At 49.9% G+C, this 24,750-nt stretch carries 25 protein-coding genes and 1 tRNA gene; 15 read left to right on the forward strand and 11 right to left on the reverse strand.

Annotated elements, in window-relative coordinates:
* Positions 1-62: 62 nt before the first annotated feature.
* The 3 genes from CYPRO_RS02560 to recJ form a co-directional block, all read right to left on the reverse strand.
* A tRNA-Pro gene (locus CYPRO_RS02560) sits at positions 63-136 on the reverse strand.
* A gap of 110 nt (positions 137-246) precedes the next feature.
* Positions 247-714, reverse strand: a complete 468-nt coding sequence (locus CYPRO_RS02565; protein WP_114983137.1) for a Dps family protein — start codon at positions 712-714, stop codon at positions 247-249.
* A 132-nt stretch (positions 715-846) separates the two neighbouring features.
* A complete protein-coding gene (gene recJ, locus CYPRO_RS02570; protein ID WP_114983138.1) occupies positions 847-2,565 on the reverse strand; it encodes a single-stranded-DNA-specific exonuclease RecJ in 1,719 nt (572 codons plus the stop codon).
* 424 nt (positions 2,566-2,989) lie between these two features.
* Here recJ and CYPRO_RS02575 point away from each other — a divergent pair, with 424 nt between their 5' ends.
* Together CYPRO_RS02575 and hslO are read left to right on the forward strand one after the other, a co-directional pair.
* Positions 2,990-4,186, forward strand: a complete 1,197-nt coding sequence (locus CYPRO_RS02575; protein WP_114983139.1) for a THUMP domain-containing class I SAM-dependent RNA methyltransferase — start codon at positions 2,990-2,992, stop codon at positions 4,184-4,186.
* 596 nt (positions 4,187-4,782) lie between these two features.
* Positions 4,783-5,679: an Hsp33 family molecular chaperone HslO gene (gene hslO, locus CYPRO_RS02580; protein ID WP_114983140.1), complete on the forward strand. Its 897-nt coding sequence runs from the start codon at positions 4,783-4,785 to the stop codon at positions 5,677-5,679.
* Positions 5,680-5,859: 180 nt separating this feature from the next.
* Here the strand turns inward: hslO and CYPRO_RS02585 are convergent, their stop codons facing one another.
* Positions 5,860-6,417 carry an adenylate kinase gene (locus CYPRO_RS02585; protein WP_205730344.1) on the reverse strand — a complete coding sequence of 186 codons (558 nt, stop codon included), beginning with the start codon at positions 6,415-6,417 and terminating at the stop codon, positions 5,860-5,862.
* A 219-nt stretch (positions 6,418-6,636) separates the two neighbouring features.
* Here CYPRO_RS02585 and CYPRO_RS02590 point away from each other — a divergent pair, with 219 nt between their 5' ends.
* The 3 genes from CYPRO_RS02590 to CYPRO_RS02600 all read left to right on the forward strand — a co-directional run bounded on the left by CYPRO_RS02590 (position 6,637) and on the right by CYPRO_RS02600 (position 8,813).
* The gene (locus CYPRO_RS02590) at positions 6,637-7,599 is read left to right on the forward strand and encodes a mechanosensitive ion channel family protein (RefSeq protein ID WP_240644816.1); all 963 of its coding nucleotides are present in this window, start codon (positions 6,637-6,639) and stop codon (positions 7,597-7,599) included.
* A gap of 260 nt (positions 7,600-7,859) precedes the next feature.
* The gene (locus CYPRO_RS02595; RefSeq protein WP_164682477.1) at positions 7,860-8,294 is read left to right on the forward strand and encodes a polyhydroxyalkanoate synthesis regulator DNA-binding domain-containing protein; all 435 of its coding nucleotides are present in this window, start codon (positions 7,860-7,862) and stop codon (positions 8,292-8,294) included.
* A 63-nt stretch (positions 8,295-8,357) separates the two neighbouring features.
* Complete coding sequence (locus CYPRO_RS02600) at positions 8,358-8,813, forward strand: phasin family protein (RefSeq protein WP_114983144.1); 456 nt, start codon at positions 8,358-8,360, stop codon at positions 8,811-8,813.
* Between the two features lie 194 nt (positions 8,814-9,007).
* Here the strand turns inward: CYPRO_RS02600 and CYPRO_RS02605 are convergent, their stop codons facing one another.
* The 5 genes from CYPRO_RS02605 to dnaX all read right to left on the reverse strand — a co-directional run bounded on the left by CYPRO_RS02605 (position 9,008) and on the right by dnaX (position 14,275).
* Positions 9,008-10,432 (reverse strand): sugar porter family MFS transporter, encoded by a 1,425-nt coding sequence (locus CYPRO_RS02605; protein WP_114983145.1) that lies wholly within the window; start codon positions 10,430-10,432, stop codon positions 9,008-9,010.
* Between the two features lie 403 nt (positions 10,433-10,835).
* Positions 10,836-11,117, reverse strand: a complete 282-nt coding sequence (locus CYPRO_RS02615) for a hypothetical protein (RefSeq protein WP_114983147.1) — start codon at positions 11,115-11,117, stop codon at positions 10,836-10,838.
* Positions 11,118-11,167: 50 nt separating this feature from the next.
* Positions 11,168-11,773, reverse strand: coding sequence for a recombination mediator RecR (gene recR, locus CYPRO_RS02620; protein WP_114983148.1), 606 nt, complete (start codon positions 11,771-11,773; stop codon positions 11,168-11,170).
* A 16-nt stretch (positions 11,774-11,789) separates the two neighbouring features.
* Positions 11,790-12,134, reverse strand: coding sequence for a YbaB/EbfC family nucleoid-associated protein (locus tag CYPRO_RS02625; protein WP_114983149.1), 345 nt, complete (start codon positions 12,132-12,134; stop codon positions 11,790-11,792).
* 101 nt (positions 12,135-12,235) lie between these two features.
* Positions 12,236-14,275, reverse strand: coding sequence for a DNA polymerase III subunit gamma/tau (gene dnaX, locus CYPRO_RS02630; protein ID WP_114983150.1), 2,040 nt, complete (start codon positions 14,273-14,275; stop codon positions 12,236-12,238).
* A gap of 187 nt (positions 14,276-14,462) precedes the next feature.
* On the opposite strand from dnaX, the gene CYPRO_RS16500 reads away from it, so the two are divergent.
* From CYPRO_RS16500 to CYPRO_RS02660, 7 genes are all read left to right on the forward strand, one after another.
* On the forward strand, positions 14,463-14,627 hold the full coding sequence (locus CYPRO_RS16500; RefSeq protein WP_164682479.1) for a hypothetical protein: 165 nt from the start codon (positions 14,463-14,465) through the stop codon (positions 14,625-14,627).
* Between the two features lie 172 nt (positions 14,628-14,799).
* Entirely contained in the window at positions 14,800-15,099 is a 300-nt protein-coding gene (locus CYPRO_RS02635; RefSeq protein WP_114983151.1) for a type II toxin-antitoxin system RelE/ParE family toxin, read from the forward strand.
* A 4-nt stretch (positions 15,100-15,103) separates the two neighbouring features.
* Positions 15,104-15,403, forward strand: a complete 300-nt coding sequence (locus CYPRO_RS02640) for an addiction module antidote protein (RefSeq protein WP_114983152.1) — start codon at positions 15,104-15,106, stop codon at positions 15,401-15,403.
* A gap of 348 nt (positions 15,404-15,751) precedes the next feature.
* Entirely contained in the window at positions 15,752-17,146 is a 1,395-nt protein-coding gene (locus CYPRO_RS02645; RefSeq protein ID WP_114983153.1) for a YfcC family protein, read from the forward strand.
* 57 nt (positions 17,147-17,203) lie between these two features.
* A complete protein-coding gene (locus tag CYPRO_RS02650) occupies positions 17,204-17,458 on the forward strand; it encodes a hypothetical protein (protein ID WP_114983154.1) in 255 nt (84 codons plus the stop codon).
* A 41-nt stretch (positions 17,459-17,499) separates the two neighbouring features.
* A complete protein-coding gene (locus CYPRO_RS02655; RefSeq protein WP_114983155.1) occupies positions 17,500-18,621 on the forward strand; it encodes a type I restriction enzyme HsdR N-terminal domain-containing protein in 1,122 nt (373 codons plus the stop codon).
* A gap of 24 nt (positions 18,622-18,645) precedes the next feature.
* Entirely contained in the window at positions 18,646-19,347 is a 702-nt protein-coding gene (locus tag CYPRO_RS02660) for an ion transporter (protein WP_114983156.1), read from the forward strand.
* 9 nt (positions 19,348-19,356) lie between these two features.
* On the opposite strand, the gene CYPRO_RS02665 is transcribed toward CYPRO_RS02660, so the two are convergent.
* The gene (locus tag CYPRO_RS02665; RefSeq protein ID WP_114985668.1) at positions 19,357-20,526 is read right to left on the reverse strand and encodes a trans-sulfuration enzyme family protein; all 1,170 of its coding nucleotides are present in this window, start codon (positions 20,524-20,526) and stop codon (positions 19,357-19,359) included.
* A gap of 317 nt (positions 20,527-20,843) precedes the next feature.
* Between CYPRO_RS02665 and CYPRO_RS02670 the strand changes: the two genes are divergently transcribed.
* The 3 genes from CYPRO_RS02670 (at position 20,844) to CYPRO_RS02680 (ending at position 23,248) form a co-directional block, all read left to right on the forward strand.
* Positions 20,844-21,623: a hypothetical protein gene (locus CYPRO_RS02670; protein ID WP_114983157.1), complete on the forward strand. Its 780-nt coding sequence runs from the start codon at positions 20,844-20,846 to the stop codon at positions 21,621-21,623.
* Positions 21,616-22,095, forward strand: a complete 480-nt coding sequence (locus CYPRO_RS02675) for a type II toxin-antitoxin system VapC family toxin (RefSeq protein ID WP_114983158.1) — start codon at positions 21,616-21,618, stop codon at positions 22,093-22,095. Before CYPRO_RS02670 ends, CYPRO_RS02675 begins: the two co-directional genes overlap by 8 nt.
* A 151-nt stretch (positions 22,096-22,246) precedes the next feature.
* On the forward strand, positions 22,247-23,248 hold the full coding sequence (locus CYPRO_RS02680) for a potassium channel beta subunit family protein (RefSeq protein WP_114983159.1): 1,002 nt from the start codon (positions 22,247-22,249) through the stop codon (positions 23,246-23,248).
* A gap of 241 nt (positions 23,249-23,489) precedes the next feature.
* Here CYPRO_RS02680 and CYPRO_RS02685 read toward each other — a convergent pair whose 3' ends face one another.
* Positions 23,490-24,674: an IS4 family transposase gene (locus tag CYPRO_RS02685; protein ID WP_114983126.1), complete on the reverse strand. Its 1,185-nt coding sequence runs from the start codon at positions 24,672-24,674 to the stop codon at positions 23,490-23,492.
* Positions 24,675-24,750 lie beyond the last annotated feature (76 nt).

The following is a 24,750-nucleotide window of genomic DNA, read 5'->3' on the forward strand; positions in this document are numbered from 1 at the left end:
TTTTTATCGGATATACTCATAAAAAAAGCCGGACTCTCCAAGAGAGCCGGCTTTAGTTATTGTCGGGATGACAGGATTTGAACCTGCGACCCCACGCCCCCCAGGCGTGTGCGCTACCGGGCTGCGCTACATCCCGAACAGATTTCAAATATAAGATATTTTAGGTTTGAAATAAAGCATCCATATTTGAAATCCAAAATAAGGTGCCGCCTGACTATGGGCTGCATTTTAGGCGTGCACAGTAAATTATGATACGATACTACGAAGCATCCAGGCCGTTTTGGAGTGCACCTGCAGGCGTTGGGTCAGTAGGTCAAGAGAGGCTTCATCATTACCTTCTTCACAGGCAGGAAGTGCTTCGCGAGCCGTGCTGATTACTTGTTCATTTGCTTTAAGCAGGTTACGTACCATATCAAGTGCTTCAGGTACGCCGTCTTCTTCCTGTACTTTCGCAATTTTCACATACTCATTAAAGGAGCCGGGTGCGAATTCACCCAATGCGCGAATGCGTTCTGCGATTTCATCAATAGCAGTAGCAAGTTCGGTGTACTGTTCTTCAAACATTTGGTGCAGTGAGTGGAAGTGCGGACCGGTTACATTCCAATGGAAATTGTGTGTTTTCAGATACAACATGTAAGAGTCTGCAAGTAATGCGCTTAAGCCTTTTGCAATAGCTTTGCGGTTGTCTTCGGTAATTCCAATATGTATTTCCATCGTGTTTAATTTTTAAGTGTGAGTTTTTTAAAAATTGCTTTTTGCTTGATTATCAGATAAGCACCATTTGTCAATTACCTTTTAAACAGAGCGGTGGCGCCTATCGTTTAATGATTTCTGAGATGCAAATGCTTAGTTGTTTTTAGGAAGGGAAATGTCTTTTAGCCTGATCTGCAATGACCGGCGGTTGTTCCAGAAATTTTCTTCGAGCACATAAGCGATGTTAATGCCCTTGCCATTGCTGTTGCGAATGAGGGGCAGATGCTCATGCATATTAAAGCCTATTGCTTCAAACGGGGCTGAACCGTTTTGGCTAAGCTTCATTTTAAGATGTCCGTTGCCCACAACTGTTGGGTTGCCCGCTATCTTCAAACCCCGGCTCACAAAAACAGGCCGCATATTGTGTGGTCCGAATGGTTCGAACTGATTAAGAACTTTCCAGAATTTGAGGTCTACATCGCTGAGGTCAATTTCGGCATCAACAAGAAGCTCGGGTTCAAAGCTTTCATCACACAAATCGCAGCTTGCTACTGATTCGAGCCGTTCCTTAAACTCCGGCAGCTTGTCTTCTGTCATGGTTAAACCTGCCGCGAACTCATGTCCGCCAAACTGAAGCAGCAAGTCTTCGCATTGCTTCAGGGCGTTATAAATGTTGAAGCCCTTTATACTTCTTGCCGATCCTTTAACGTGTCCGTCAACCGTGCTGAGCATTACCGTAGGCCGGCAAAACCGGTCAACAAGTCGTGAGGCCACAATTCCAATCACACCGAGGTGCCAGCTCTTATCGTGAAGTACTACAACTGAGCGGTCATCGAGCTTGTCATCATCCTCCATGAGCGACAAGGCGTGTTTCATGGTATCAGCGTCGGTGAGCCGTCTTTTCTTGTTGATTTGCTCGAGCTGTTGCGCGCGCCGGAATGCTTCCTCTTCGGTATCTGCAATCATTAGCTCAACAGCTGCGCTGGCATCGCCCATCCGGCCCGCTGCGTTAATGCGCGGCCCGAGTGAAAAGACAATCTGTGAGGTCGAAATACTGCCGAGCTCCAGTTTGATAAGCTTAGCCAGTGCCCTCATCCCAATTCGGGGGGACTGATTCAAAACCTTCAGCCCTTTGTGCATGAGGATACGGTTTTCATCCACGATGGGCACGATGTCGGAAGCAATGGAAATAGCAACGAGATCAAGGTACTGATCAGCCATTTCATCGGGCAAACCCAGTTTGTTAATCGTTGCCTGTATCAGCTTAAAGGCTACGCCGGCTCCTGAAAGCCCGTCAAAAGGATAATTGCAGCCCGGCCTTTTTGGGTCAAGCACTGCAAACGCATCCGGGATGACATCGCCTGCATTGTGGTGATCGCAAATAATGAGATCGAGACCTTTTTCACGGGCATAGTCGGCTTCTTCTACAGCGGTAATGCCGCAATCTACAGACAGCACGAGTGTAGCACCGGTTTCAATCGCTTTTTCTATACCGTCGACCGAAATACCGTAGCCGTCCTTAAAGCGGTGCGGGATAAAGTAGCAGGGTTCCAGTCCAAATTGTTTCAGAAACAGATATACGATAGCGGTTGAGGTAGTACCGTCAACATCGTAGTCTCCGTAAATAAGTACCTTTTCGTGCGAGCGTATCGCAGCGGCAAGCCTGCATGCAGCCGTTTCCATGTCCTGCATGAGAAACGGGTCGTGAATCTGAGCCTGTTCGGGGCGAAAGAATGTTTTGGCCTTATCGAACGTGGTAATACCACGTAAAGCCAGAAGACGGGCTATTACTGGGGTTACATTAAGTTGTTGTTGTAACGTTGATATAGCATGAGCATCCTCCGGCTGGGCCATAATCCAGCGGAATGACATAAGTGAACCTGTTTATTTATTTCTTTTTTTATCGAACAGGGAAAAGGGGATCAGCCCGAAAACCAAATATATGAGGCACTGATTTTAGTCAGTGTCTAAGTCTTGACAAATTGCGGTTCAGATAGAATGCAGGTGAAATGCTGAGGTGCTTAAAAAAGGAAAACAGTAGTATATAATAAGCGGTATGCTGAATTAAACAAACCTTTTTTTAAGCTTTATCATTTGCTAAGCTTTTGTACATACGCGCGTTGATATGCACTATTTCAACACCATGCCTTACGCGCATGCGCTCACGCATAATATTACAACAGGTCTGCCTAAAAAGAAGTAATTTATGAGGCTATAAAACTCAAGCCCCATAAGCATACCCTTGAATGCCGGGCCGGGGCTGGCATAACTTTTAAGTACTAAACTTGTCACATACATGATTGAAAACGGCATTTTTCACGCTAAGACGCATCACGGTTTAGAGGCGCTTCTGCAAGCTGAGCTTGAGCGTGCAGGCGCTGAATATATCTTTGCGTTGCCGGGTGCCGTGCGGTTTCAGGCTGCGGATGAGCAGCTCTATCGTTTTTTGCTGCAAACGCGACTTACCACCGGTCTCGAGCTCTGCCTGAGTCAGCCCTTAGACATCACGCAGACAGACCTGCCGGGCCTCGTAGCGTCGGTTGACTGGACGGAAGTGCTGCCTGTACATTCAACCTATCGGGTGCAGGCGTTTGAAGATGGCGTGACCGGTGTTGGCCTGCAAAAACTTGCGACCGAACTCGAACGCGGAATCGGGCAGGTTTTTCAGCAAAAATTTGAAGCTGAACCCAAAGTTGTGAAAGAAGAAAATGAGCCCGAGTTTGTTGTTAATATCCAAATCAGCTCAAACGGAAGTTGTCAGATCATGCTTGAAGCCGGTGGCGATGTGCTGCAAAGGCGGGGCAGGCTTGTATCACCTAAACACAGCGTGCTGAGCCCAGCCATGGCCGCCGGTCTTATTATGCTGAGCGACTGGGACGGCGAATCCCCCATGATTGATCCTTTTGCGAATGATGGCGTTTTGGTGCTTGAAGCTGCCCGCTACGCGAAAAAACGAACACCCCTTTTTGAAGATGACAGTCTGCGCATGAAAAAATGGCGCACTTTCCGTCACGCCCTTTGGAAGAAAATGCGCGAAGAAGTTGTAGATCAGCTGCGGGATGATGTCGACTGGATTATGGGTTTTGATTCGAACCCCGATAATATCTCCCGTATTCAGTTTAGCGCCAGAGCTGTGCGGCTGAACAATAACATCCGCTTGCGGGTATCAAAACCCAATATGCTAAACTACCCCAAAATGACGGGCCATATCATGACTGCGCCGCCCGTAGATGTGAACCTTAGGCTATTGGGAGATTTTGCCCGGAAAACCAAGATGAGCGCCGGGGGTTACAAAATGGGGCTGTTTTCTTCGATCGCAAACCTTGATACCGTTGTGGGCATGAAACCCGAAAAAAACCGGCTCCTTGAATATAACGGACGCCCGTTTTCCTTCATGGAGTTCACCATCTTCAATAAAAGCAGAGCCGGCCGTAAACCTTCAGCCCGCTCAAAAGCTGACGAAACCAGCACGCCCGGTCGCAAGCTGAAATAAGCCGAAAGACCTTCCTTGTTGTTTTCATTCAGCTTAATCCTCCAAAGGGCTTTTCACTTTGCTAATGACTTTGAGCAATAAATGTGTTATACTATGGAAGCGCTTTTCTAAGCTATAAAAGCTTATCTTAGCAAAGCTTCTTGTAGGAACTGTTTTGTCTCAAGTAAATTTATTCTCATATCTGCACTCATAGCACTAAGGACGATGTCATGCATGGCATCGTCTTTGTTTTTTTAGGGGCTGGTCACACGGCTACACGTATCCCGCTTTAATTGCGATCAGGTATGCAGATTGATGTAAGCCCAAAGTCAGCCGGGTGCTCTGCATAAAAAGCCGATGTTCCGGTTTGGGCGTCATCATCCGTTTTACGGTCAATCATGCAGGTTATACATGCTGCCGAAATCTCTTAGCGGCTAATGCCGGTTAATTTGCACCAAGGCACTTAATTTGCCTGCATTATGTTTAATTTTGGGTACAAATAAAAGAAGTCCGATGAAGTGCGCGCATGCGCATCGCGCAGCTATGGTTTATTTGATTATTGAGTAAGCTTTTGCAACGGACTGCATTTCCAATATCTAAGATTTTTAAAACACCGGATGAACAAAGAAGACTTTCTGATCAAAGACCGAATTATCAAAGGCATCACAAATGACGGACATTTCCGCATTAGTGTAATCAAAACTACCGAAGTCGTACAGCTTGCAGCCCAAAAACACGAGCTCTCCCTTCTTAATAAAGTTGTGCTTGGACGCGCACTCACCGGAACCATGTTGCTCGCATCCAGCCTGAAAGGCGAAGAGCGACTCAGGCTGCGCATGGAAGGAAAAGGTCCGATAGGCGTGCTTGTTACTGAAGCCAACAGTGTTGGCGAAATACGTGGCTTTGTGCAAAACCCCGACGCCGCAATAGATCCCAAAACCCAGGACATCGGAGACGGATTAGGCCTCGGTTTGCTCACCGTTACCAAAACCCTGTACAATGAAGCCGATCAGATCAGCGGAACAGTCGAACTCACCGACGGTACCGTATCCCCTGATATCGCCTACTATCTTGCGCAAAGCGAGCAGATTCCGTCGGCCATACACCTCGATGTGAAACTCGATGACAGCGGTGACGTCACCTCAGCAGGCGGGGTACTCATTCAGGCCCTTCCGGACGCACCGGAAAACAAAATATTAACGCTTCAGGAAAACCTGCGGCAAATGAAGCCAGCCGGGGAACGCTTCCTTCAGGGCGATTACATCGATACCATCATGCATGATATCGGCAGACCCTACACCGTGAAAGAGCTTTCGCGCGGGCCGGTTCACTTTTTCTGCCGCTGCACAAAAGACCGCTTCCTTTCAGCCCTGCAAATGCTTGGCAAAGATGATCTGGAATCCATCTCGGATGAAGGGCAGGAGCTTGTCTGTCAGTTTTGTAACGAGAAGTATCACATCAGTCAGCAGGAGATCAAAGGTATTCTCCGCGAAAAGCAGATACAGATGAACTAAGGTTTTCTCCATAAACGAAAAAAAGGCTGACCGTTAACTAAAACAGTCAGCCTTTTTTGGCTTAAACATCAAAGGCGTCATTTGTAATGCAATGACATTTGTTCCTCAGCTTGCAGCCTATGAAGCCCTTCTGAACCTCCTAACCTGCACCCGAAACCGAAAAGCAGAGAAGACCGAACCCTAAGCGTCAAGCACTTCTTTGATTCTCGCATAAATCTCATCAATACTGCCCATGCCGTCAATCGCGCGGTAAACACCCTGTTGCTTGTAGTAATTGAGCACGGGGGCCGTCTCTTCATTATAGACTTCCAGGCGCACTTTTACCTTTTCGGGCGTATCATCTGCGCGGCCTTCGCCACGGCTCAGAATACGCTTCATCAGCTCTTCATCGGGCACTTCCAGAGAAAGGAACCCTTTAAGCTTTCGGCCTTTTTTCTTAAGGCGCTCCTCAAATGCTTTGGCCTGCGGTACGGTGCGCGGAAAACCGTCAAGAATATACCCGTCTTCGAAACGCGGGTCGTCAAGAGCTTCCTCTACCAGTTCAACAACGGTAGCGTCCGGAACAAGCTTACCGGAATCCAGAATATCCTTCACTTTTTTGCCAAGCGGGGTCTGATTTTTGATCGCAGCCCGAAACATATCGCCCGTTGAAAGCTGCGGAATGTTATATTCTTTTTCAATAAGCTTCGCTTGGGTACCCTTACCCGCACCGGGCGGGCCAAATAAAATAATTCGCATGATGGATCAGAATTGATAGTTAAAATGAAATGATGGTTGAATGATTGTGAACTTCCTTTATTAAATAATATCTCAGCGAAACAGGAACTTGCTTCAATAGAAAAAGACAAGCCGGCTTCAGGCTGAACCCGAACCCTCGGATAAGGCGAGAACTAAATACCTGAATACTAAAATAAGTGTTGCTGAGAACTTATTGAAACCCCGATAACGAATATTTATATGAGATTTATCCAAATGCCGGCAGTATCCCTCGCCGCCATCAAAGAAGACGAAAGCGGTACGCTGTCAGACCTCACAGACACAACCCTCAGTGGTATCAATGAATTTTGGGTACAGCTGTGGGAAGTATTGAGCCTCGGTGTTTTCCATGTTAAAGGAAATCCCGTAACCCTTGGCAACCTTCTTGTATTCTCCGTTTTACTGATTCTCGTCTTTGCCAGTGCAAAAATCTTTTCTCACTTATTGTACTCGCGCATTCTCAAGAAAGTGAGAATGGAAGAAAGTATACGCTACACCCTGCAGCGTATCACGCACTATGTATTTCTGATTGTTGGCGTTCTCTTTTCACTGCAATTTGTCGGAATAGACCTCAGTGGCCTCGCTGTCATCTTTGGCTTGCTTTCGGTCGGAATCGGCTTTGGACTTCAAAACCTGACCTCCAACTTTATTTCGGGCATTATGCTCCTGTTTGAACGCCCGATAAGCGTAGGCGACCGCATCGTAGTAGGGAGCCTTGAAGGGGATGTAAAGGAAATCAACATGCGGTCAACAACCATCAACTCGATTGATAACATCTCCATCATCGTCCCCAACTCTGATTTTGTTTCCAACCAGGTTATCAACTATTCGCACGGAGACACCAAAATCCGCATGCGTGTACAGGTCGGCGTTTCCTACAATTCAGACCTCGACCTTGTGCTGAAAACCATGAAGCAAAGCGCGCTCGATCACCCCGAAACCCTCAATGAGCCGGAACCCATTGTCTTGCTCCGTAATTTTGGCGACAGCGCCTGGGATATGCTCCTCCTGTGCTGGGTTCCGAATCCCAAAATGCAGTACCGCATTGCCTCCGATATCCGCTGTGATCTTGTGCGCCGCTTCAGAGAGAACAATATCGAAATCCCGTTTCCGCAGCGCGATCTGCATCTCCGGTCTAACGAAGCTTTTAAAGAGCTCAGCTGAAACCCAAACCGGCATACGCCCCAAGCCCCGCTGCGCAGGCAGACATAGCTTTTTTATTTTTTGGGGGAAATCCCGTGAGCATCACGGTCTTTCGTGGCAGATTAGCGTTCCCAAATCATAATTTGAATCCCTTGCTTTTTGGAACAGGTGCCGAAATTGGCAGGCAATAGAGAGCTGCCAAGCCGGTTAACACTGTAATTGACGCATTGCGTAAAATAAAACTTGCAATGAATGACGCACCGCGTTATATTACGGGTGTTATGAAACGAACCATTAAAAAATATGGCAACCGTAAGTTGTACGACGCGCAGCAAAGTCGCTACATCTCCATGAGTGAGCTCAAAGAAATCATCCGCAAGGGCGAAGACGTCGAAGTTATTGACACCCGAACCGGCGATGATATCACCTCTGAAGTGCTCACCAAAGCTATTGTTGAAGCCGGCGGCAAAGACGCGCTCTCAGCCGACGCCCTGCATTCCCTCATCAGATGGGGTACAACAGCCTTCGAAAGCGGACTCGCCTTTTTAGGCCGTTCCCTCCACAAGGTGCTGCCCCTCGCCGACCGGGCGGATGTGCAAGGGCTGATGGAGAAAGTCCGCACGCTCGAAACACGCGTCGAAGAATTACAGGATCAGTTAAAACAGCAGCAGGCAGACAGCACAACCAACGGCAAACAACCTCCGCTGACCAACTGAGTTTTATTACCCCACTATAAAGAGATTCGAAATACAACACACCATCCCTAAACGGAGATCATTATGAGTAAGCAAGTAGAAAAAGTAAAACACGAAGAAGAAATTAATGTAGTTGACTCTCTCACCGGTAAAGCACGCGAAGTATGGCTCGCCGGACTCGGCGCGCTTGCAAGCGTTGAAGAAGAAGGTCAGAAAGTATTCACCAAGCTTGTTGAAAAAGGCACGCACTTCGAAGCACGCGGCAAAAAGCAGCTCGACGAAACCTATGAAGAGCTTCTCGTAGCCTATAAAAAACTCGAAGACCGCGTAAAGTCCAGCTTTAACAAAGCGGAAGGCGAAATCGACGACAACATGCAGGAACTCATTCACAAAATGGGCGTTCCTACACAGGATGAAATCAAAGAGCTCACCTCACAGGTTGAGAAACTCATCAACAAAGTCGATGACCTGTCCAAGAAAGTAGATCAGGCCGATAAGAAGCCGGCTGCACCTGCAGCCGCTGCCAAAGCAGGCAAATAAGGCAAGGGTTCAACACCTTAGCCCCTGCAAGGCCCAATCAGCAATATTTCATTGAGAGACGTTTGCTGAGAACAACAAAGGCCCCGGAGCATAGCTTCGGGGCCTTTTGTATATAAATCACAAGGGTTCAGTTGTCAGCGGATTCAATCTGGGCAAGCCATCATCAAACGTCCTTTACGGGCGGAACAGGCTGGTTAACTGTTCGTCATTTCTTCAAGGGTCCGGCCTTTGGTTTCGGATACAAATTTCTTCACGAAGAAATACGCAATAATGCCGAAGGCCGCATAGATTCCGTAGGAAACCCCCAGTCCAAAACTGGCGAGAAACACCGGGAAGGTCATCGTTATCAGGAAATTCGCTCCCCATTGCATAAGTCCGCAGATGGCGAGCGCCGCCCCGCGGAACTGATTCGGGAACATCTCACCGAGCATTACCCACATGACGGGTCCCCAGGAGAACGCAAAAAACGCGATGTAGCCGTTGGCAGCCAGCAGAGCATACACCCCGGAATTCCCTTCCAGAATCAGATTTCCGTCCGCGCCTACGGTAGCGAAGTAGAAAATAAAAGCCATAATACCGAGCATCACCGCCTGACCCAGCGAGCCGACGAGCAGCAGGGGCCGGCGACCGACGCGGTCAATCAGCGCAATAGCCACAAAGGTGAAAGCTACGTTCACGGTACCGCTGATCACGTTAACCATAAGTGCGTCGCCTTCTGTGAAACCCGCGGCCTGCCACAGTACGGCACCGTAATAAAACACCACGTTGATTCCGGTAAATTGCTGCAGTACGGCAAGTCCTGCACCGACCCAAACGATGGGATGAATTTTACCGGTCGTTCGCGAAATCACATCCTTTAGCCCGGGCTTGACATCCTTCAGCAGGGTTGCGCGGATCTCAGCGACCTTCGCAGAAAAATCCGCGCGGCTGAGCGTGAGAGATGACAGTACCCGATTTGCTTCCTGTTCACGCCCCGCTGCCACCAGGAAGCGCGGAGATTCGGGTATGAAGAGCAGGCCTGTAAAGAAGAGCGAAGCCGGAATTATTTCCATCCAGAACATCCACTGCCAGGCGTTGAAGCCCCACCAAAAGCTGCCCATTGCGCCTTCAGCAGCGCCTGCAATAAGGTAGTTGCTGAGAAAAGCCACGAACAAGCCCAGAACGATCATCAGTTGCTGCAGACTTGCCAGCCGTCCGCGGATGTTGCTCGGTGCAATTTCACTGATGTATGCCGGGGTGAGAATACTCGCCGCCCCAACGGCCATGCCGCCCAGAATCCGGAAAAAGACAAACTGCCCGGAGCTCGCAGAAATACCGGATCCCCAGGCACTGATGATGAAGGCTACCGCTGTAATAATCAGCACGGGTTTGCGGCCCATTTTGTCGGCCAGGGTTCCCGCGAAAAAGGCGCCCACCGCGCAGCCGAGCAGCATGGAAGCCACGTTGAAGCCCGTACCCACAGCGTCAGAGTTAAAAGTTTCCCGAAGCGCGTCAACCGTACCATTAATTACGCCGCTGTCGAAACCAAACAAAAAGCCGCCCAGGGCAGCGATGAGAGATAGCAGAAGAATGCGGCCCAGGCTGTAGTCCTGTTCCTGTTGTTCCCCGTTTGTTTGCATGCGTTTGGAAGATTAGGTTAGTAGAAAATCCCAAATCAGGCTTAAACAGCCATCATGCCCTGTATTTTCTGCGTCGGGAAATGAACATCACAGTCGTTGAGTTGTGCAGCATCATACTACAAAAAGACCGGCGCAGCAGGGTAGCGCAATATGCCGCTATTTACAGCCCATTTGCAAATACGGGTTTACAAGGGTTAAAAAGGCGTGCGGACAAACCGGCGGCGGTTTCAATTGGGGAGCTGCGTGCACCGTCTCTCCCCAAAAGCAAGGGACCCGTCTTAGGTTTGGGGGCTCGGAGCCTGCCCCGTTTCTCCTGATGTTCACGGAGTTTCCCCCAAAAAAAACAAAGCAGTACTGCCCGTGCGGCATGTTGCAGGGCACTGCGGGCATAACCTGATTTCGCTTAGTCGTACTGAGCGGGCGGCTTTCTGAGCTCTTTGAGCCATTCGTAAATCTTACGGCTGTAATAGAAGGCAATCACGCCCATCACGGCGTAGGGATACCAGAGTACTTCCGCGCGACCGCGAATCACAGATTCGAGCATAATGCTGAAAATCGCGGCGGCTCCGGCGTATTCAAGCAGCTGCAACTTGCGCCGCCGGCGCGCATCGCGGGTGAGAAAACCGCGCCCTTTGCTGAGCAGCAGCCATAATAAAAACAGCAGTCCGAAAACGAAGTATCCCATAAGCACACCATCAGCACCAGCTTTTGGAGCCGGTGTATGATTTCTTCATTTTAGAAAATGTTGCGTCCGATGAAAGCTTTGCTGAGCGTCGCTTCATCAATGAATTCGAGCTCTGTACCCATGGGGATACCGTGCGCAATGCGGGTGACTTTCACGCCAAAGGGGCTGAGCATTTTGTGGATGTAGAAGGATGTCGCTTCGCCTTCAGCGTCCGGGTTGAGCGCCAGAATGACTTCCGACACCGGCTCGCTGTTGCTGTTTACCCGCGCAATGAGCTCTTTGATCCGGATATCGTCCGGCCCCACGTCGTCAAGGGGCGAAATGACGCCGCCGAGCACGTGATAGCTGCCCCGGAACTCATTCGTTTTTTCGATCACGTACACATCGCGGGATTCTTCCACCACGCAAAGCACGTTGCGCTGTCGTTTGGCCGAACGGCAGATGGGGCAGGGATCGTCGTCCGTAATCGTGAAACAGCTCGAACAGTAGCGGATTTTTTGTTTCAGGTCGATGAGCGCCTGCGCGAGCTGCAGCACCTGATCTTTATCTTGTTTTACCAGATGCATGGCCAGGCGCTGTGCCGATTTACGGCCCACGCCCGGCAATTTCGATAAATGCTCTACAGCCCGCTCAAGGGTTTCAGAAGTAAGTTGCATGCAGAATCAGCGGGGGTTACAGCCCGAACTTGCTCAGGTCCATGCCCGGCAGGCCGCCGCCCGGAATCATATTGCGCGCTACTTCCTGCATTTTTTCGGCAGAAGCACGCTCTGCGTCGGCAAGCGCCTTGTTGACACCCGCGATGATAAGATCTTCCAGCATATCGGAGTCGTCGGGGTCAATTACATCCCGCTCAATTTTGAGACGGGTGATTTGCCGGTTGCCGTTGGCCGTCACTTTCACCATACCGCCGCCGACTTCGGCATGCACTTCAATGGCAGCCGCTTCTTCTTTGGCTTCCTGCATTTTTTGCTGAAATTCGTTCATTTTGCCGAACAATTCGGCCATATTTGGATTCATGGATATAGGATCTAAAAGGTTGAGAATTAAAAAAGCTGTTGCTTGATAGTGAGTTTGTTACCTGCCGGGGGAAACAGAACGGGGGTCCGCTTAATTCATCCTTAGCGGTAGTTCCAGTCTATTTCAGCACCAAAAAGCTCGACAATCTGCCGAAGCTTGGGGTCCTGTTTTTGCAGGCGCTCAAATTTGGCGAAGGGGTCTTCTTCGGTTTGCTCCGTATTTCCGACCTGAATAAGGCGTCCCTGTATCTTGAACCGCTGACCGAGATGGGGCTCAAGCTGTTCGCTGAGAAAACGGCTGTTCGTCTCAAGCATATCGAGCACAAAAGGGTCGGGGGTTTCAAGGGTGAGCAGCCGCCCTTTAAGGTCAGACGGTTTCACGCGGTCGAGCGCGAGAATGAGCGACTGCGAGACAGGCGGGTGAAGGTTTTTGATGAAGGTATCCCAAACCTGTACGACCTGGTGCAGGTAAACCGGCTTATCGGCTGTGGACGGATCCGGCGCGCCCGAATTCATGAGCTGAACCGCCGGTGCGGGAGTGCTTTGCGGTTTAGCGGCCTGAGAGGTCGGTTTTCGGGCAGGCTGCGTAGCGAGAATGGCATTTTCCGGCGGAAGGTCTGCCGGTGCTGAAGCGGTTTGCGCTTTGGTTTCAGAACCTGAGTTTGAGTCTGAATCTGAATTCGTACGCGCCTTGTTCGTTGCCGCCCCGGTCTCTGTATGCGAAGGCGGGCTTGCCGGTGCTTTCACCGCGATGGATGGGGTTGGCTGTCCCGAAACAGCCTGTTTGTTGCGCATGCCGGGTTTACGGCGCAGGCCGCTCACCGGGGGCGCACCCGGAATATCTACGGCCGCTTTGGGGGCCGCCGGAGCCTGAGTCGGAGCGGGTGCCGGTGCAGCGGTTGAAGGGTTGCTCGCAGCCGGCGTTGCTGATGGGCTTGCCGGAGACTGCGTTTTGTAAGGCGCGGGTTCACTCGCCGTGCTGCCCTGCACGGAAGCCGCTGATTTCCCGGAACCGCCGCCTGTACTGAAGGCATTGCGCAGGCGCTCAAGCTCCTGCATAAGGCCTGAGAGACCTGCGGTTTTTTCCATGCGGATGAGTTTCAGGACCGTCATTTCCAGCAAAATACGCGGCTGACGCGCATCACGCAGCCGGAACTGCGCCTCGTGCACGATGTGAAGCATGCGCATGAGATCATCGTCCGAAAAGGACTGTGCCGCCTTGTTGAGACGAAGTTTGACGTCCTTGCTCGTCTCGATAGCGTAAAAATTGCTGGGATCACGGGCGAGCAACAGGTTGCGCATAAATCCGGTCAGGCTGCCTAAAAACTCGGAAATATCGTGTCCTTCCATCAGCAAGTCAGAAATCAGCTGAATGCCGGCAACGCTGTCGCCGGAATCGATGTAGCCGGTCAGCTCAAACAGCCGCTCAAGTCCGACAGCGTTGAAGGCCTTCATCAGCGCCTCATACTGAATATCGGTACCGCAAAGGGCAATCACCTGATCCAGAATCCCGAGCGCGTCGCGCAGGGCCCCGTCGGCTTTTACGGCAATCATGTGCAGGGAATCTTCATCTATGGTGATGTCTTCCCGCTCGCAAATAAAGCGAAGCCGGTCAACACTTTGCTGCACGCTAATCGGCTTGAAATCGAAGCGCTGAACCCGCGAGAGAATGGTCGGAAGCACTTTGTGCGGCTCGGTTGTTGCAAAAATAAAAATGGCGTAAGCCGGCGGCTCTTCAAGGGTTTTGAGAAGGGCATTAAATGCTTGCTTCGACAGCATGTGCACCTCATCAATAATATAGATCTTGTAGTTGCCCGACTGCGGCGGAACCCGGACAGACTCCCGAATGCGGTGCGCGTCGTCAACCTTATTGTTCGAAGCCGCATCCACCTCAATGATGTTCAGCGTTTGGTTCAGCATTTCGCCATCCACATCATCCCCGATATCGTTCAGCGTACGGGCGAGCACGCGCGCCATGGTTGTTTTCCCAACCCCTCTGGGACCGCAAAACAGATAGGCATGAGAAATGCGACCGCTCTCAATCGCATTCTGAAGCGTTGAGCTCACATGCTCCTGTGAAACAATATCTGAAAAACGAACGGGGCGATACTTGCGGGTTAAGGCTTTGTAATGCGATGACATACGGGCTGTGGCGTTTAATTTGAAAACTGGTTTTTGCTTATTCTTTCAATTTACCAAAAAAACAGCCCAATAATAAACCTGCGTAAAGCTGAACGATCCTGCCGAAATCTTGTTGAAACAATCAGATGGGTAACATCGCCCGTCAAATCAATTCAGAATCATCGCACTAAACTAACGGATAGAAACTATGACAACCCTTGTAATTTTCATGCTGATAGCTACTGTAGCGGGCATCACATCCATCTACTACTACTCGCTGAAGGATGAACCCCGCGTAAACAACAAAACCAAGGTCGAAGTCCCCACAGACTACGATGGCATGGGAACTTTCAGCCGGTACATCAACAAATAAATAATCACCATGTTTAAATCGCCAATAGTGGTACCCTAAAAGCCTCTGATCTCACCATCAGGGGCTTTTTTGTTTGGTGGGAATGTCCGGTTACCTGAACAATCAATGCTGCAATGCCTTTTTTTATGCTGTCAAAATCCTTAGATTTGTATCCAAATGAATACACCTGCCTATGTATAAAATCCAAAAGACAGCTGAATTTGATAAGTGGCTAAGAAAACTGAAGGATCATCGCGCTAAAGCGAAAATCCTTTTTCGAATTCAAAAAATAGAGACCGATGGGCACTTTGGAAGCTGTGAATCCGTCGGAGACGGTGTACGTGAATTGAAAATTGATTATGCTAAAGGATACAGGGTTTACTTTAGGCAAAAAGGTGACACAATAATCATCCTTCTTATGGGTGGTGACAAGTCAACACAGCAAAGAGATATTGAAAAGGCGAAGCTCATTTTAAAACAATTAGAAAATTAAGTTTATGGAAATCTCACAGTTCCAAATCTCCGACTATCTCGACAGCAACGAAATGATTGCAGCGTACCTGAACACCGTTTTGACTGAAGGTGACGAACAAGATTTGATTTTGGCTATCGGACATATTGCCAAATCTATTGGCATGTCCAAAATTGCAGCGCAAACGGGCATGAGCAGACCCAGTTTGTATAAGGCCTTATCTGAAGGTGCCAAACCTCAGTTCGGCACCATAATGAAAGTACTCCGTGCCATTGGGGGCGACATTCAGATAGCGCCCCAGCCTGCACAGCCAAACAGGCCCTGAGTACCAGTAACAGATTGGCGATAGCCAAAAGTGCACTCAATCACCCTGATCCTGACCTCCGGGGTGCGCCCGCTTTTTATTTTTTGGGTAAAACTCCGAGAGCATCAATGCTTACGTAGCAGATTATAAGCCCCGGACCTAAGACAGGCTCCTTGTTTTTTTTAGTGCGCAGGTTTAAAAAACGTTTTCCCTTCAATCCATCACGCGGTAGTAACAGCGATGTGTTTTTGTGAGTCCGGATAAATTGGTCACAGACTCCTAAGGCTTTTCCCTATATTAAGGCAAAATTTTACATCTAACCCCGGCGGGTGTTGCCGTCCGCCATTCTGAAACAGGAAAAGCCTGCCTATGAATTGGAACATTAAAGCCCCTAACACCCTCATTCTGGTCTTGCTGGTGATGGTTTTCTTCGCCGCCCTCACCTGGGTGATACCCGGCGGTCAGTTTGATATGGTTGAAGTAAACGGACGCGAAGTCGTAGATCCGGAGTCGTTTCAATACATTGATTCAAGCCCTACTTCCCTCACCGAGCTCTTTCTTGCACCCGTACGCGGTTTCAACGATCCTTACGGCATGGCCATCATCGTGTTCGTCTTTATCGTTGCCGGAAGCTTTTCCATCATTTCCAAAACAGGCGCCTTCGACGTCGTGATTCGCCGGGCTGCCAAGTTCTTTTCCGAAAATCCCGCCTGGCGCCCGGTTTACATCCCGTTTTTCATGGTACTGTTTTCGGTGATGGGCGCAACCTTCGGGATGAGCGAAGAAACCATCGTGTTCATCCCGCTTTTTGTGACGCTCTCCCTGGCGCTGGGCTACGACTCCATAACAGGGGTAGCGATCCCTTACGTAGGGGCGCATATCGGATTTGCGGGCGCCGTGTACAACCCGTTTACCGTCGGTATCGCGCAGGGACTGGCCGAAATTCCCGTCTTTTCCGGAGCCGGATTCCGAATGCTCTTATGGGCTGCCGTAACCGTGACGGGCATTATCATTGTGTACATCTATGCGTCGCGCATCCACAAAAATCCCAAGAAATCGCCGGTTTACGACATCGACAAAAACCGCAAAGCTTCCGAAGATGACGGCATCATTCCGCCCATCAAAGCCGGTCATATCATTGTCTTGCTGTTGTTTTTCGGCACGCTTGGCCTCCTCATTTACGGGGTCGTGCAGCTGGGCTGGTACATCGAAGAGCTGTCGGCCCTGTTCATCGGCCTTGCGGTGCTCTCCGCCATTTTTGGCCGTCTCAGCGGGGATGAAGCCGCCAACGCCTTCCTTGCCGGTATGAAAGATGTGATGGGGGCCGCGGTCATCATCGCGCTTTCCCGCGCCATTCTCATCATCATCACCGACGGACAGATTGTGGATACCATCCTCTTTCACCTGTCCGCTTCCCTCGATAACCTGAACATCTACGCCTCCGCGGGACTCATGCTGGGCGTACAGAGCCTCCTGAACGTTATTGTACCGAGCGGCAGCGGTCAGGCCGCGCTCACCATCCCCATTATGGCACCCCTGGGTGACCTGATCGGCATCACCCGGCAGACCGTAGTACTCATTTTCCAGCTTGGCGACGGCATCACCAACATGATTATCCCGACCTCCGGCGTACTCATGGGCGTACTCGGCATCGCACGCATCCCCTGGGAAGTCTGGGCGAAGTGGCTGTTCATCAAAATGCTGATTTTGTATGCCGTCGCCCTTGTCTTTATCGTGATTGCCGTGGCAATGGGCTATCAATAAATAAAGTGATACCGCAAAATTCTCTGACAAACACCGATCCACAGTCAAGCCAACATCATGAGCGAATCTGAAGCACCCTACACCCCCATCGCCTGCGCGCTGTATGACGAACTCGAGCGCCTCGCCATCCGTCGCGAAGAAGTCCGCATCGTTTTCCGCGACCTGGGCCAGGAGCACAGCCGCACCGACGTCATCGCGGATGTATTCAGCCGCGACAAACAGGAATTCATCAAACTGAAATCCGGCATGGAAATCCGCCTCGACCGGCTGGTCTCGGCAGGGGGGATTCGGTTTGCAGGGGATCATTGCTGAGTAGTCCGCCATCATTTTATTGATTCGACAAATCAACTATCATGAGTCTCAAAAGTCATTTAGAAAAAATTCAGAGAAAACTACGTGAAGGGGCCTTCACCTCAGAAGCATCTGTCTCTCAGGGCATTTTGCTTCCAACACTCAATGAGCTTGGCTGGCCCGTTTTTGATACCTCCATCGTAAGTCCGGAGTTCACCGTTGAAAACCGTCGTGTGGATTACGCCCTGTGTCATCCCAAAAACAAACCGGCCATTTTCATCGAAGTAAAAAATGTAGGGCTCTCCGATGGTGCGGACCGGCAGCTGTTTGAGTATGCTTTCCATACCGGAGTACCTATGGCAATTCTGACCGACGGACAGGAGTGGAGCTTTTATTTGCCCGGAGAGCAAGGGCGGTACGACGAGCGCAGGGTCTATAAAATTGATTGTTTAGAGCGAAGCATCACAGAAATCGAAGAGCGGCTGGTCAGATATCTCAATTACCAAAGAGTCGCTTCAGGCGACGCGCTCCGTGCAGCCCGTGATGACTACCGGAATGTGTCGCGACACCGCATCATCGCAGCTAACATCCCCAAAGCCTGGGTCATGATACTTAAGGAACAGGATGCGGCTTTGCTGGACTTGCTCGCCGAAAAAGTGGAAGATCTGTGCGGCTTCAAACCAGACCTCGATGTGTGCGGTGAATTTTTGAGTGATCAGGTGAGCTTCCGTGCGGAAAGTCCTGTTGTTCAAGGAACGGGTGGTAGAAATAAAGGTAAGACTTCAGAAGACGTTAAACCCGGCCAAAAGCATCCAGAGAATTCAAAACCCCGTCCACGTAAAATGCAGCCGATTTCCTGGGAACTTGATGGCGAGAAATTGACATCACGTTCTGCCCGGCAAGTCATGACCACCCTGTTTGAAAGGCTTGCGGAAAAAGACGACACTTTTCTTGAAAGGTTTGCATCAAGGAAGCATGGGCGAAAAAGGCGTTATCTGGCCAGAAACAAATACGAACTTTACCCTGGACGATCCGACTTGGCAGAAAAAAACGCAGTGGAAATCGCACAAGGCTGGTGGTTGGGTACGAATTACAGCAAGAGAAATGTCCAGGAAATTATTGATCTTGCCCTTGAAGTCACTGATCCCGCATTAAGGCGAAAAATCAAAGTGAGCGTGATTTAACCCTGGTATTAGTCCACACGTATAATGAACCGATTAAGGCGCATAGTAGAAAAAGACGATACCCGTGCGGGTCGTTTTTTTGACCTCACGATCAAAGCGCTGATCCTGTTTTCGCTGATTACCTTCTCGGTCTCGACCATTCCGGGTTTGAGTGAGCAGACCATCCGGTTTCTGTACTATTCGAAAATCCTGACGGTCGGCATTTTTACCCTGGAGTACCTGCTGCGCATCATAGTAGCTGAAAAGAAGCTGAGCTACATCTTTAGCTTCTATGGCATGATTGATTTGCTGGCCATTATGCCTTTTTTTCTTGCAGCGGGTACCGATTTGCGGGCGCTGCGCATTCTCCGGTTTTTGCGGTTGTTTACCCTGCTTAAAGCAACGCGCTATACCCGCTCGGTCGAACGCTTCCGGAAAGTGTACCATCTGGTGAAAGCCGACATCGTTGTTTTTCTGACCGCAACGGTTATGCTGATGTATCTGGGCGCAGTCGGCATTTATTATTTTGAAAACCCGGTTCAGCCGGAAACCTTCAAATCTGTTTTCCACAGCATGTGGTGGTCGGTCGCGACGGTTACGACAGTTGGGTATGGCGACATTTACCCCGTAACAGCGGGCGGCAGGGTTTTCACTTTTCTGATTTTACTCCTCAGCATCTGTATCGTTGCCATACCGGCAGGTCTGATCGCCTCAGCTTTTCAGCGGGTCAATCAGGATGAGGACTGAGCCGTAGTTTTACCCCAGCGCCTGCGCCACATCGTTCAAAATATCGGTGTGATGCTCCAATCCGACCGCGATGCGGATGAGTCCCGGCGTGATGCCGACGGCAAGGCGCTCTTCCTCCGTGAGCTTGGAGTGCGTGGTCGTAGCGGGGTGCGTCACAATGGTGCGGGTGTCGCCGAGGTTGGCCGAGCGCGAAAGCATGGTGATGCGGTCCATAAACCGGACAGCGCCCGAAATGCCGCCGCTGACTTCAAAACAGACGACGCCTCCGCCGCGCTTCATTTGCTTCAGCGCCAGTTCCCGCTGCGGATGGTCTTTATGGAAGGGGTACTTCACCCAACTCACCTTTGGGTGTTCGCCGAGAAAATCCGCGAGTTTTTCCGCATTGTCGCAGTGCCGCTCCATGCGAACCGGCAAAGTCTCCAGACTTTTGCTGAACAGCCACGCATTGAAAGGCGAGAGCGACGGACCTGTGTGGCGCATAAAGAAGCGAATCGGCTCGATGTATTTTTCGCTTCCGGCAATTACCCCGCCAATAGCACGGCCCTGACCGTCAATAAACTTGGTGGCCGAGTGCTGAATGAGATCGGCCCCAAAGGCGATGGGTTGCTGCAGGTAGGGCGTGGCAAAGCAGTTGTCCACCAGGAAAATGAGATTGTGGGCTTTGGCCAGCTCTCCGGCCCACGCCAAATCGACCAAATCCAGGCCCGGATTGGAGGGCGTTTCCAGAAACAGCATTTTGGTTTCGGGACGAATCAGGGACTCCCAGCTTTCGGGTCGCGCCGTATCTGCGTAGGTGTAGCTGATGCCCCAGCGCGGCAGAATCTGACTCAGAATCTGATGCGAAGACCCGAACAGCGAGCGCGACGCCAGCACATGATCGCCCTGATTGAGAAGTCCCGCAAGACAGCCAAACAGGGCCGCCATGCCCGAAGCCGCCGCAAGCCCGGACTCCGCCCCTTCCATCGCACAGATTTTCGCCACAAACTCATCGGTATTCGGGTTGGAGTAGCGGCTGTACACATTGCCATCCACTTCATTCGCGAACAACGCCCGCGCATGCTCAGCGGAATCGAAGGTGAAGCCGGAGGTCATGTACAGCGGCACAGAATGCTCCCGCGCAGCACTGCCGGGAGCCTGAATACGGATGGCATCGGTTTCGAAATGACGGGAATCGGGCATGGGGGAGTTCAGAAGGTTAGAGCGGTGTGTAAAATTAAGCTGTTCACCCAAAAAATGATAGGGATGTACGCACGAAGAAAAATGAAGTACAGTAGCTGACGGTTTTTAAACTACCTGTTTTTGCCGTCGCAATCTACCCTTGTATGTAGCGAGCCGCTTAGTAGTAGCGCGAATCAATATTTTCAAGCTTAATTGAATTGAGTACATTAGTATGGAGATTAAAGTCAATCTTAAAGCGATGAGCAAGGGCTATCTTTATGAAGTAGCCGATAATTGCTCAGCTTAATATTTTGCGAGAGTAAAAGCCCGGAATACCCATGAATAAAACAGGTTTTTTTGAAATTCGAATTTTTGGTAAGGTGGGAAGCATGGATCTAAAACCGGATCTCTTTGATATTAGGGATGTTGGTCGGTTGTTAGAGGTCGCGGAAAACTTGCTGTACCCGGTTGAGAAGCGCGGACGCCCGACAATTAGTTATAGCGTTGAAAGTGGTTCCGTTTCACATCAGTTCCGGACATCTCTGCAGGTCATCATCGGACTTAACGCAGTTTTGGGGCAGGTAGCCATCCAAAAAAACATTGATTTCTTGGCACTTAACTCAGCCAAAGCCTTTGAAACGCTGCAAGCTACAGCCGATGAGAAGGGTTATGAAATCAGGTTACGTACCTCCCTGCCACAAACACACGAAATACAAATTGATAAAACAACCACTTACAGGCGCTTGTCATCAGTATGGGTTGATGCCACCTTTTATTTTTATGGAAAAGTGACAAGTGCCGGCGGCAAAGAAAAGAGCAGTATTCGTATCAGCACCGTGGACTATGGAACTCTCAACATTCAGACTCCAATAGATGTCCTGGCTCAATATGAACACAATATGCTTTATAAGGACATTGGAATTCACGCAAGCGGGAAGCAGCACTCGGAGACAGGCGATCTTGATCTAAGCTCTTTGAAATTCGTTGAATTTATCGACTTCAGCCCCAAATATGATGCAGCCTATCTTGACGGGTTGATTGAGAAAGCTACCGGTTCATGGGCCGGAATAGACGATAAGCAAAAGTGGTTAAGAGAGGTGCGGGGCAGTTATGACTGAAAATGGCGCTTTTTGTGACACCAGCTTCTTTATCCGCTTGCTGGATAAAACCGATCCCTTACATATAAATGCAAGAAACTACTATCAGTATTTGCTTGAAAATAACAAAGAGCTCTACGTCAGTACTATTGCAGTTGCAGAATACTGTGTGGGTGGAAGAGTTGATGCACTGCCCATTAAAAACCTCAAAATTGTTGCATTTAATCTTCATCACGCTGAAAGGGCAGGGGAATTAGCCCAAATTGTTTTCAGACATAAAAACAAACTTCGGTACAAGGAAAGGAATATTATTCCAAATGATACAAAGCTCTTCACGCAGTCAGACCTCGAAAAACAAGCGGGTATTTACCTTTCCTCAGACAGCGAGAGCCTGAAAATCTACAGACTTCTGAATCAATACGTGGCGCTCGATTTCAGATTTGTGGATATAAATACGCCCTATGATCAGGCATTTGGTGTGTTTCGGTTGTAACCCGTTTATCAGCAGGGAAACAGAACTTTATCATCCATTTCCATCTTTAGCTGACGCTCAGCTTTACAACAGAAAAAATCATCATTAGCTCTTTTTTATATTACGGAAGCAAACAGAACTATCCATCAACCCCAATCACACCCCCAATACCATGCAATACAGATTTTTAGGAAAATCAGGACTCAAAGTTTCGGCCCTTTCATTCGGCTCGTGGGTCACTTTCGGAGAGCAGGTCGATACCGGCCTGGCGTATGAGCAGATGAAGGCCGCCTACGATGCGGGCGTCAATTTTTTTGACAATGCGGAGGCCTACGAAAACGGCAAATCAGAAGAGATCATGGGGCAGGTGCTCCGCAAGGCCGGCTGGAAACGGTCGGATCTGGTGATCTCCACGAAAATATTCTGGGGTGGTGAAGGACCCAATGATACCGGACTCTCCTTCAAGCACATCAAAGAAGGAACCGAGGCTGCCCTGAAGCGCATGCAGCTTGATTATGTGGATTTGCTGTTTTGTCACCGGCCCGATCTGCACACGCCGATGGAAGAAACCGTGTGGGCCATGGATCAGATGATCCGCGAAGGCAAGGCCCTGTACTGGGGCACGAGCGAGTGGAGTGCCGAAGAAATCCGGATGGCGTACGAAATCGCCCGGCGCGAACATCTGCGCCCACCGCTGATGGAGCAGCCGCAGTACAACATGTTTCACCGGGAGCGGGTCGAGCAGGAGTACGCCCGCCTGTACCGGGATATCGGGCTTGGCACGACGATCTGGAGTCCGCTTGCGAGCGGGTTACTCACCGGAAAGTACAACGACGGCATCCCGGAGGGCTCGCGTCTTCATCTCGAGAAATACAGCTGGCTGCGAAAGGCGCTTCTCGAAACGGAAGAAGGTCGTGCCAAACTCGAAAAAGTCAAACAGCTCGCACCGCTTGCCGCCGATTTGGGTATCACCCTGCCTCAAATGGCGCTGGCCTGGTGCCTCAAAAATCCGGATGTCAGTACGGTTATTACCGGAGCCTCAACGGTTGAGCAGGTGAAACAAAACATGAGCGCGATGGACGCGGTAGCCAAACTCGACGACAGCGCCATGGAGCGCATCGAAGCCATCCTCAGCAACAAACCCTCCGCCGCACCCGACTGGCGGGAAATGTAGTTCGGTTTTTTGGAATGCAACCAAGTGTCCGTAAAGCCGGGGAGGAGCAAGCAATCTGCTGCCTCCCCGGCTTTTTTTGAGATGTCGTTCATTCACAGGGCGCTTTTCGGACAAGTCGTTATCAGCGAAAAATTAAATCCGTGTTGTTACCAACAACTGCACAGCTGTCCAAAACGATTTAAAATCTGGGAAATACCGATTCGTGCGGCTGTTTAGGACAGATTATATCGATTTTAGCAAATCAATCCCCCCACTCAAATAAACTCATCTGTATGGGGGCTGTTTCAACAACGGTTTCTGGTGGTTTAAAAGGCTCGTTCAGCAGTTTTTGCAGATCAAACTTCACGAACAGGTTTACCCGAAGAAAGGCAACCATGTTGGACAAACACCAGCCATAGGTTGCGATGGCCTTCATGTACTTCAGGATCAGGATCGTAATCATTGCTGTCCAAATCTGAATAAGCACGGCATTGGTCGTGGTACCCAGAAATGATTTGATTTTGAGTAGCTGCTTGATGTCTTTGAAGAACTGTTCGATATCCCAACGGGCTCTGTACAGCTCACTGATGGTGTTTGCTGTCCAGGAAAACTGGTTGGTGATCAGTTCGATGGTTTGATCTTTTTCGGCGTCATAAGCCACCACCCGGCGTAATTTAGCAGGATAGTTCTTATAGCTTTCAGGCTTGCTCAGTTCGACATATTCATCGATGAGTATGTGCTGATGGCGGTTGTCTGGCAGAGGTTTTTCGGCGAGCCGCTTGAACTGGACAGATTTTTTAAGGCGTATCACAAAATAGCTGCCCTCGGTTTTCCATCGGTACAAGGTCGGAAAATCAACATAAGCGCGGTCGGCAACGACTACTGAATCCGCTGGCAACGACAATGTTTTGGCAACAGTGGAGTCGTGCGGCTTGCCATCGGTCATCTGTATAAAAACCGGCAGGCAACCGTCATAATCCAGCAGGGTATGTAGTTTTATGGCGCCCTTCTTTTTGCGGAATTTGGCCCAATCGTACAGACCCAGACATAAACTGATGGTCGTTGAATCCAACAGCAGGATCTTGCTTTTGATCCTGAAGCGGGTTTGTCGGAAACGCCCCATTGCAGCCAGTTTCTTCATCATCACAAAGTAGTAGTCTTTGAAAAGGCCCCACTCGCGATGCTTATTTTGATAGGAAAGCGAGGATTTACAAGGTGCTCTGTTGACACCTAAATGGTTAAGATTGCCACTGGAGGATTTTAACCCGTTACAAACATCTCGCAGGGAACTTAACTTGGAGAACTGGCAAAACAGCATAGTCACCAAATGAGTCCAGCTGGTAATACCTTTAACATGTTTGTCTGAACTGTATTTTTTAACCAGCTTTTTGAAGCCTGGTCGGTCCAGGGTCTGCATAATCTGCGCAAATAACGTTACATTGGCCATAGTCAGTGATATTTTAGGTTGGGTAGGACCTCCTAAAATAACAAAGCCCCGGCTTCGGGGCTTTCACTGGCTACTT

The organism is Cyclonatronum proteinivorum (assembly GCF_003353065.1).
Taxonomy (GTDB): Bacteria; Bacteroidota; Rhodothermia; order Balneolales; family Cyclonatronaceae; genus Cyclonatronum; species Cyclonatronum proteinivorum.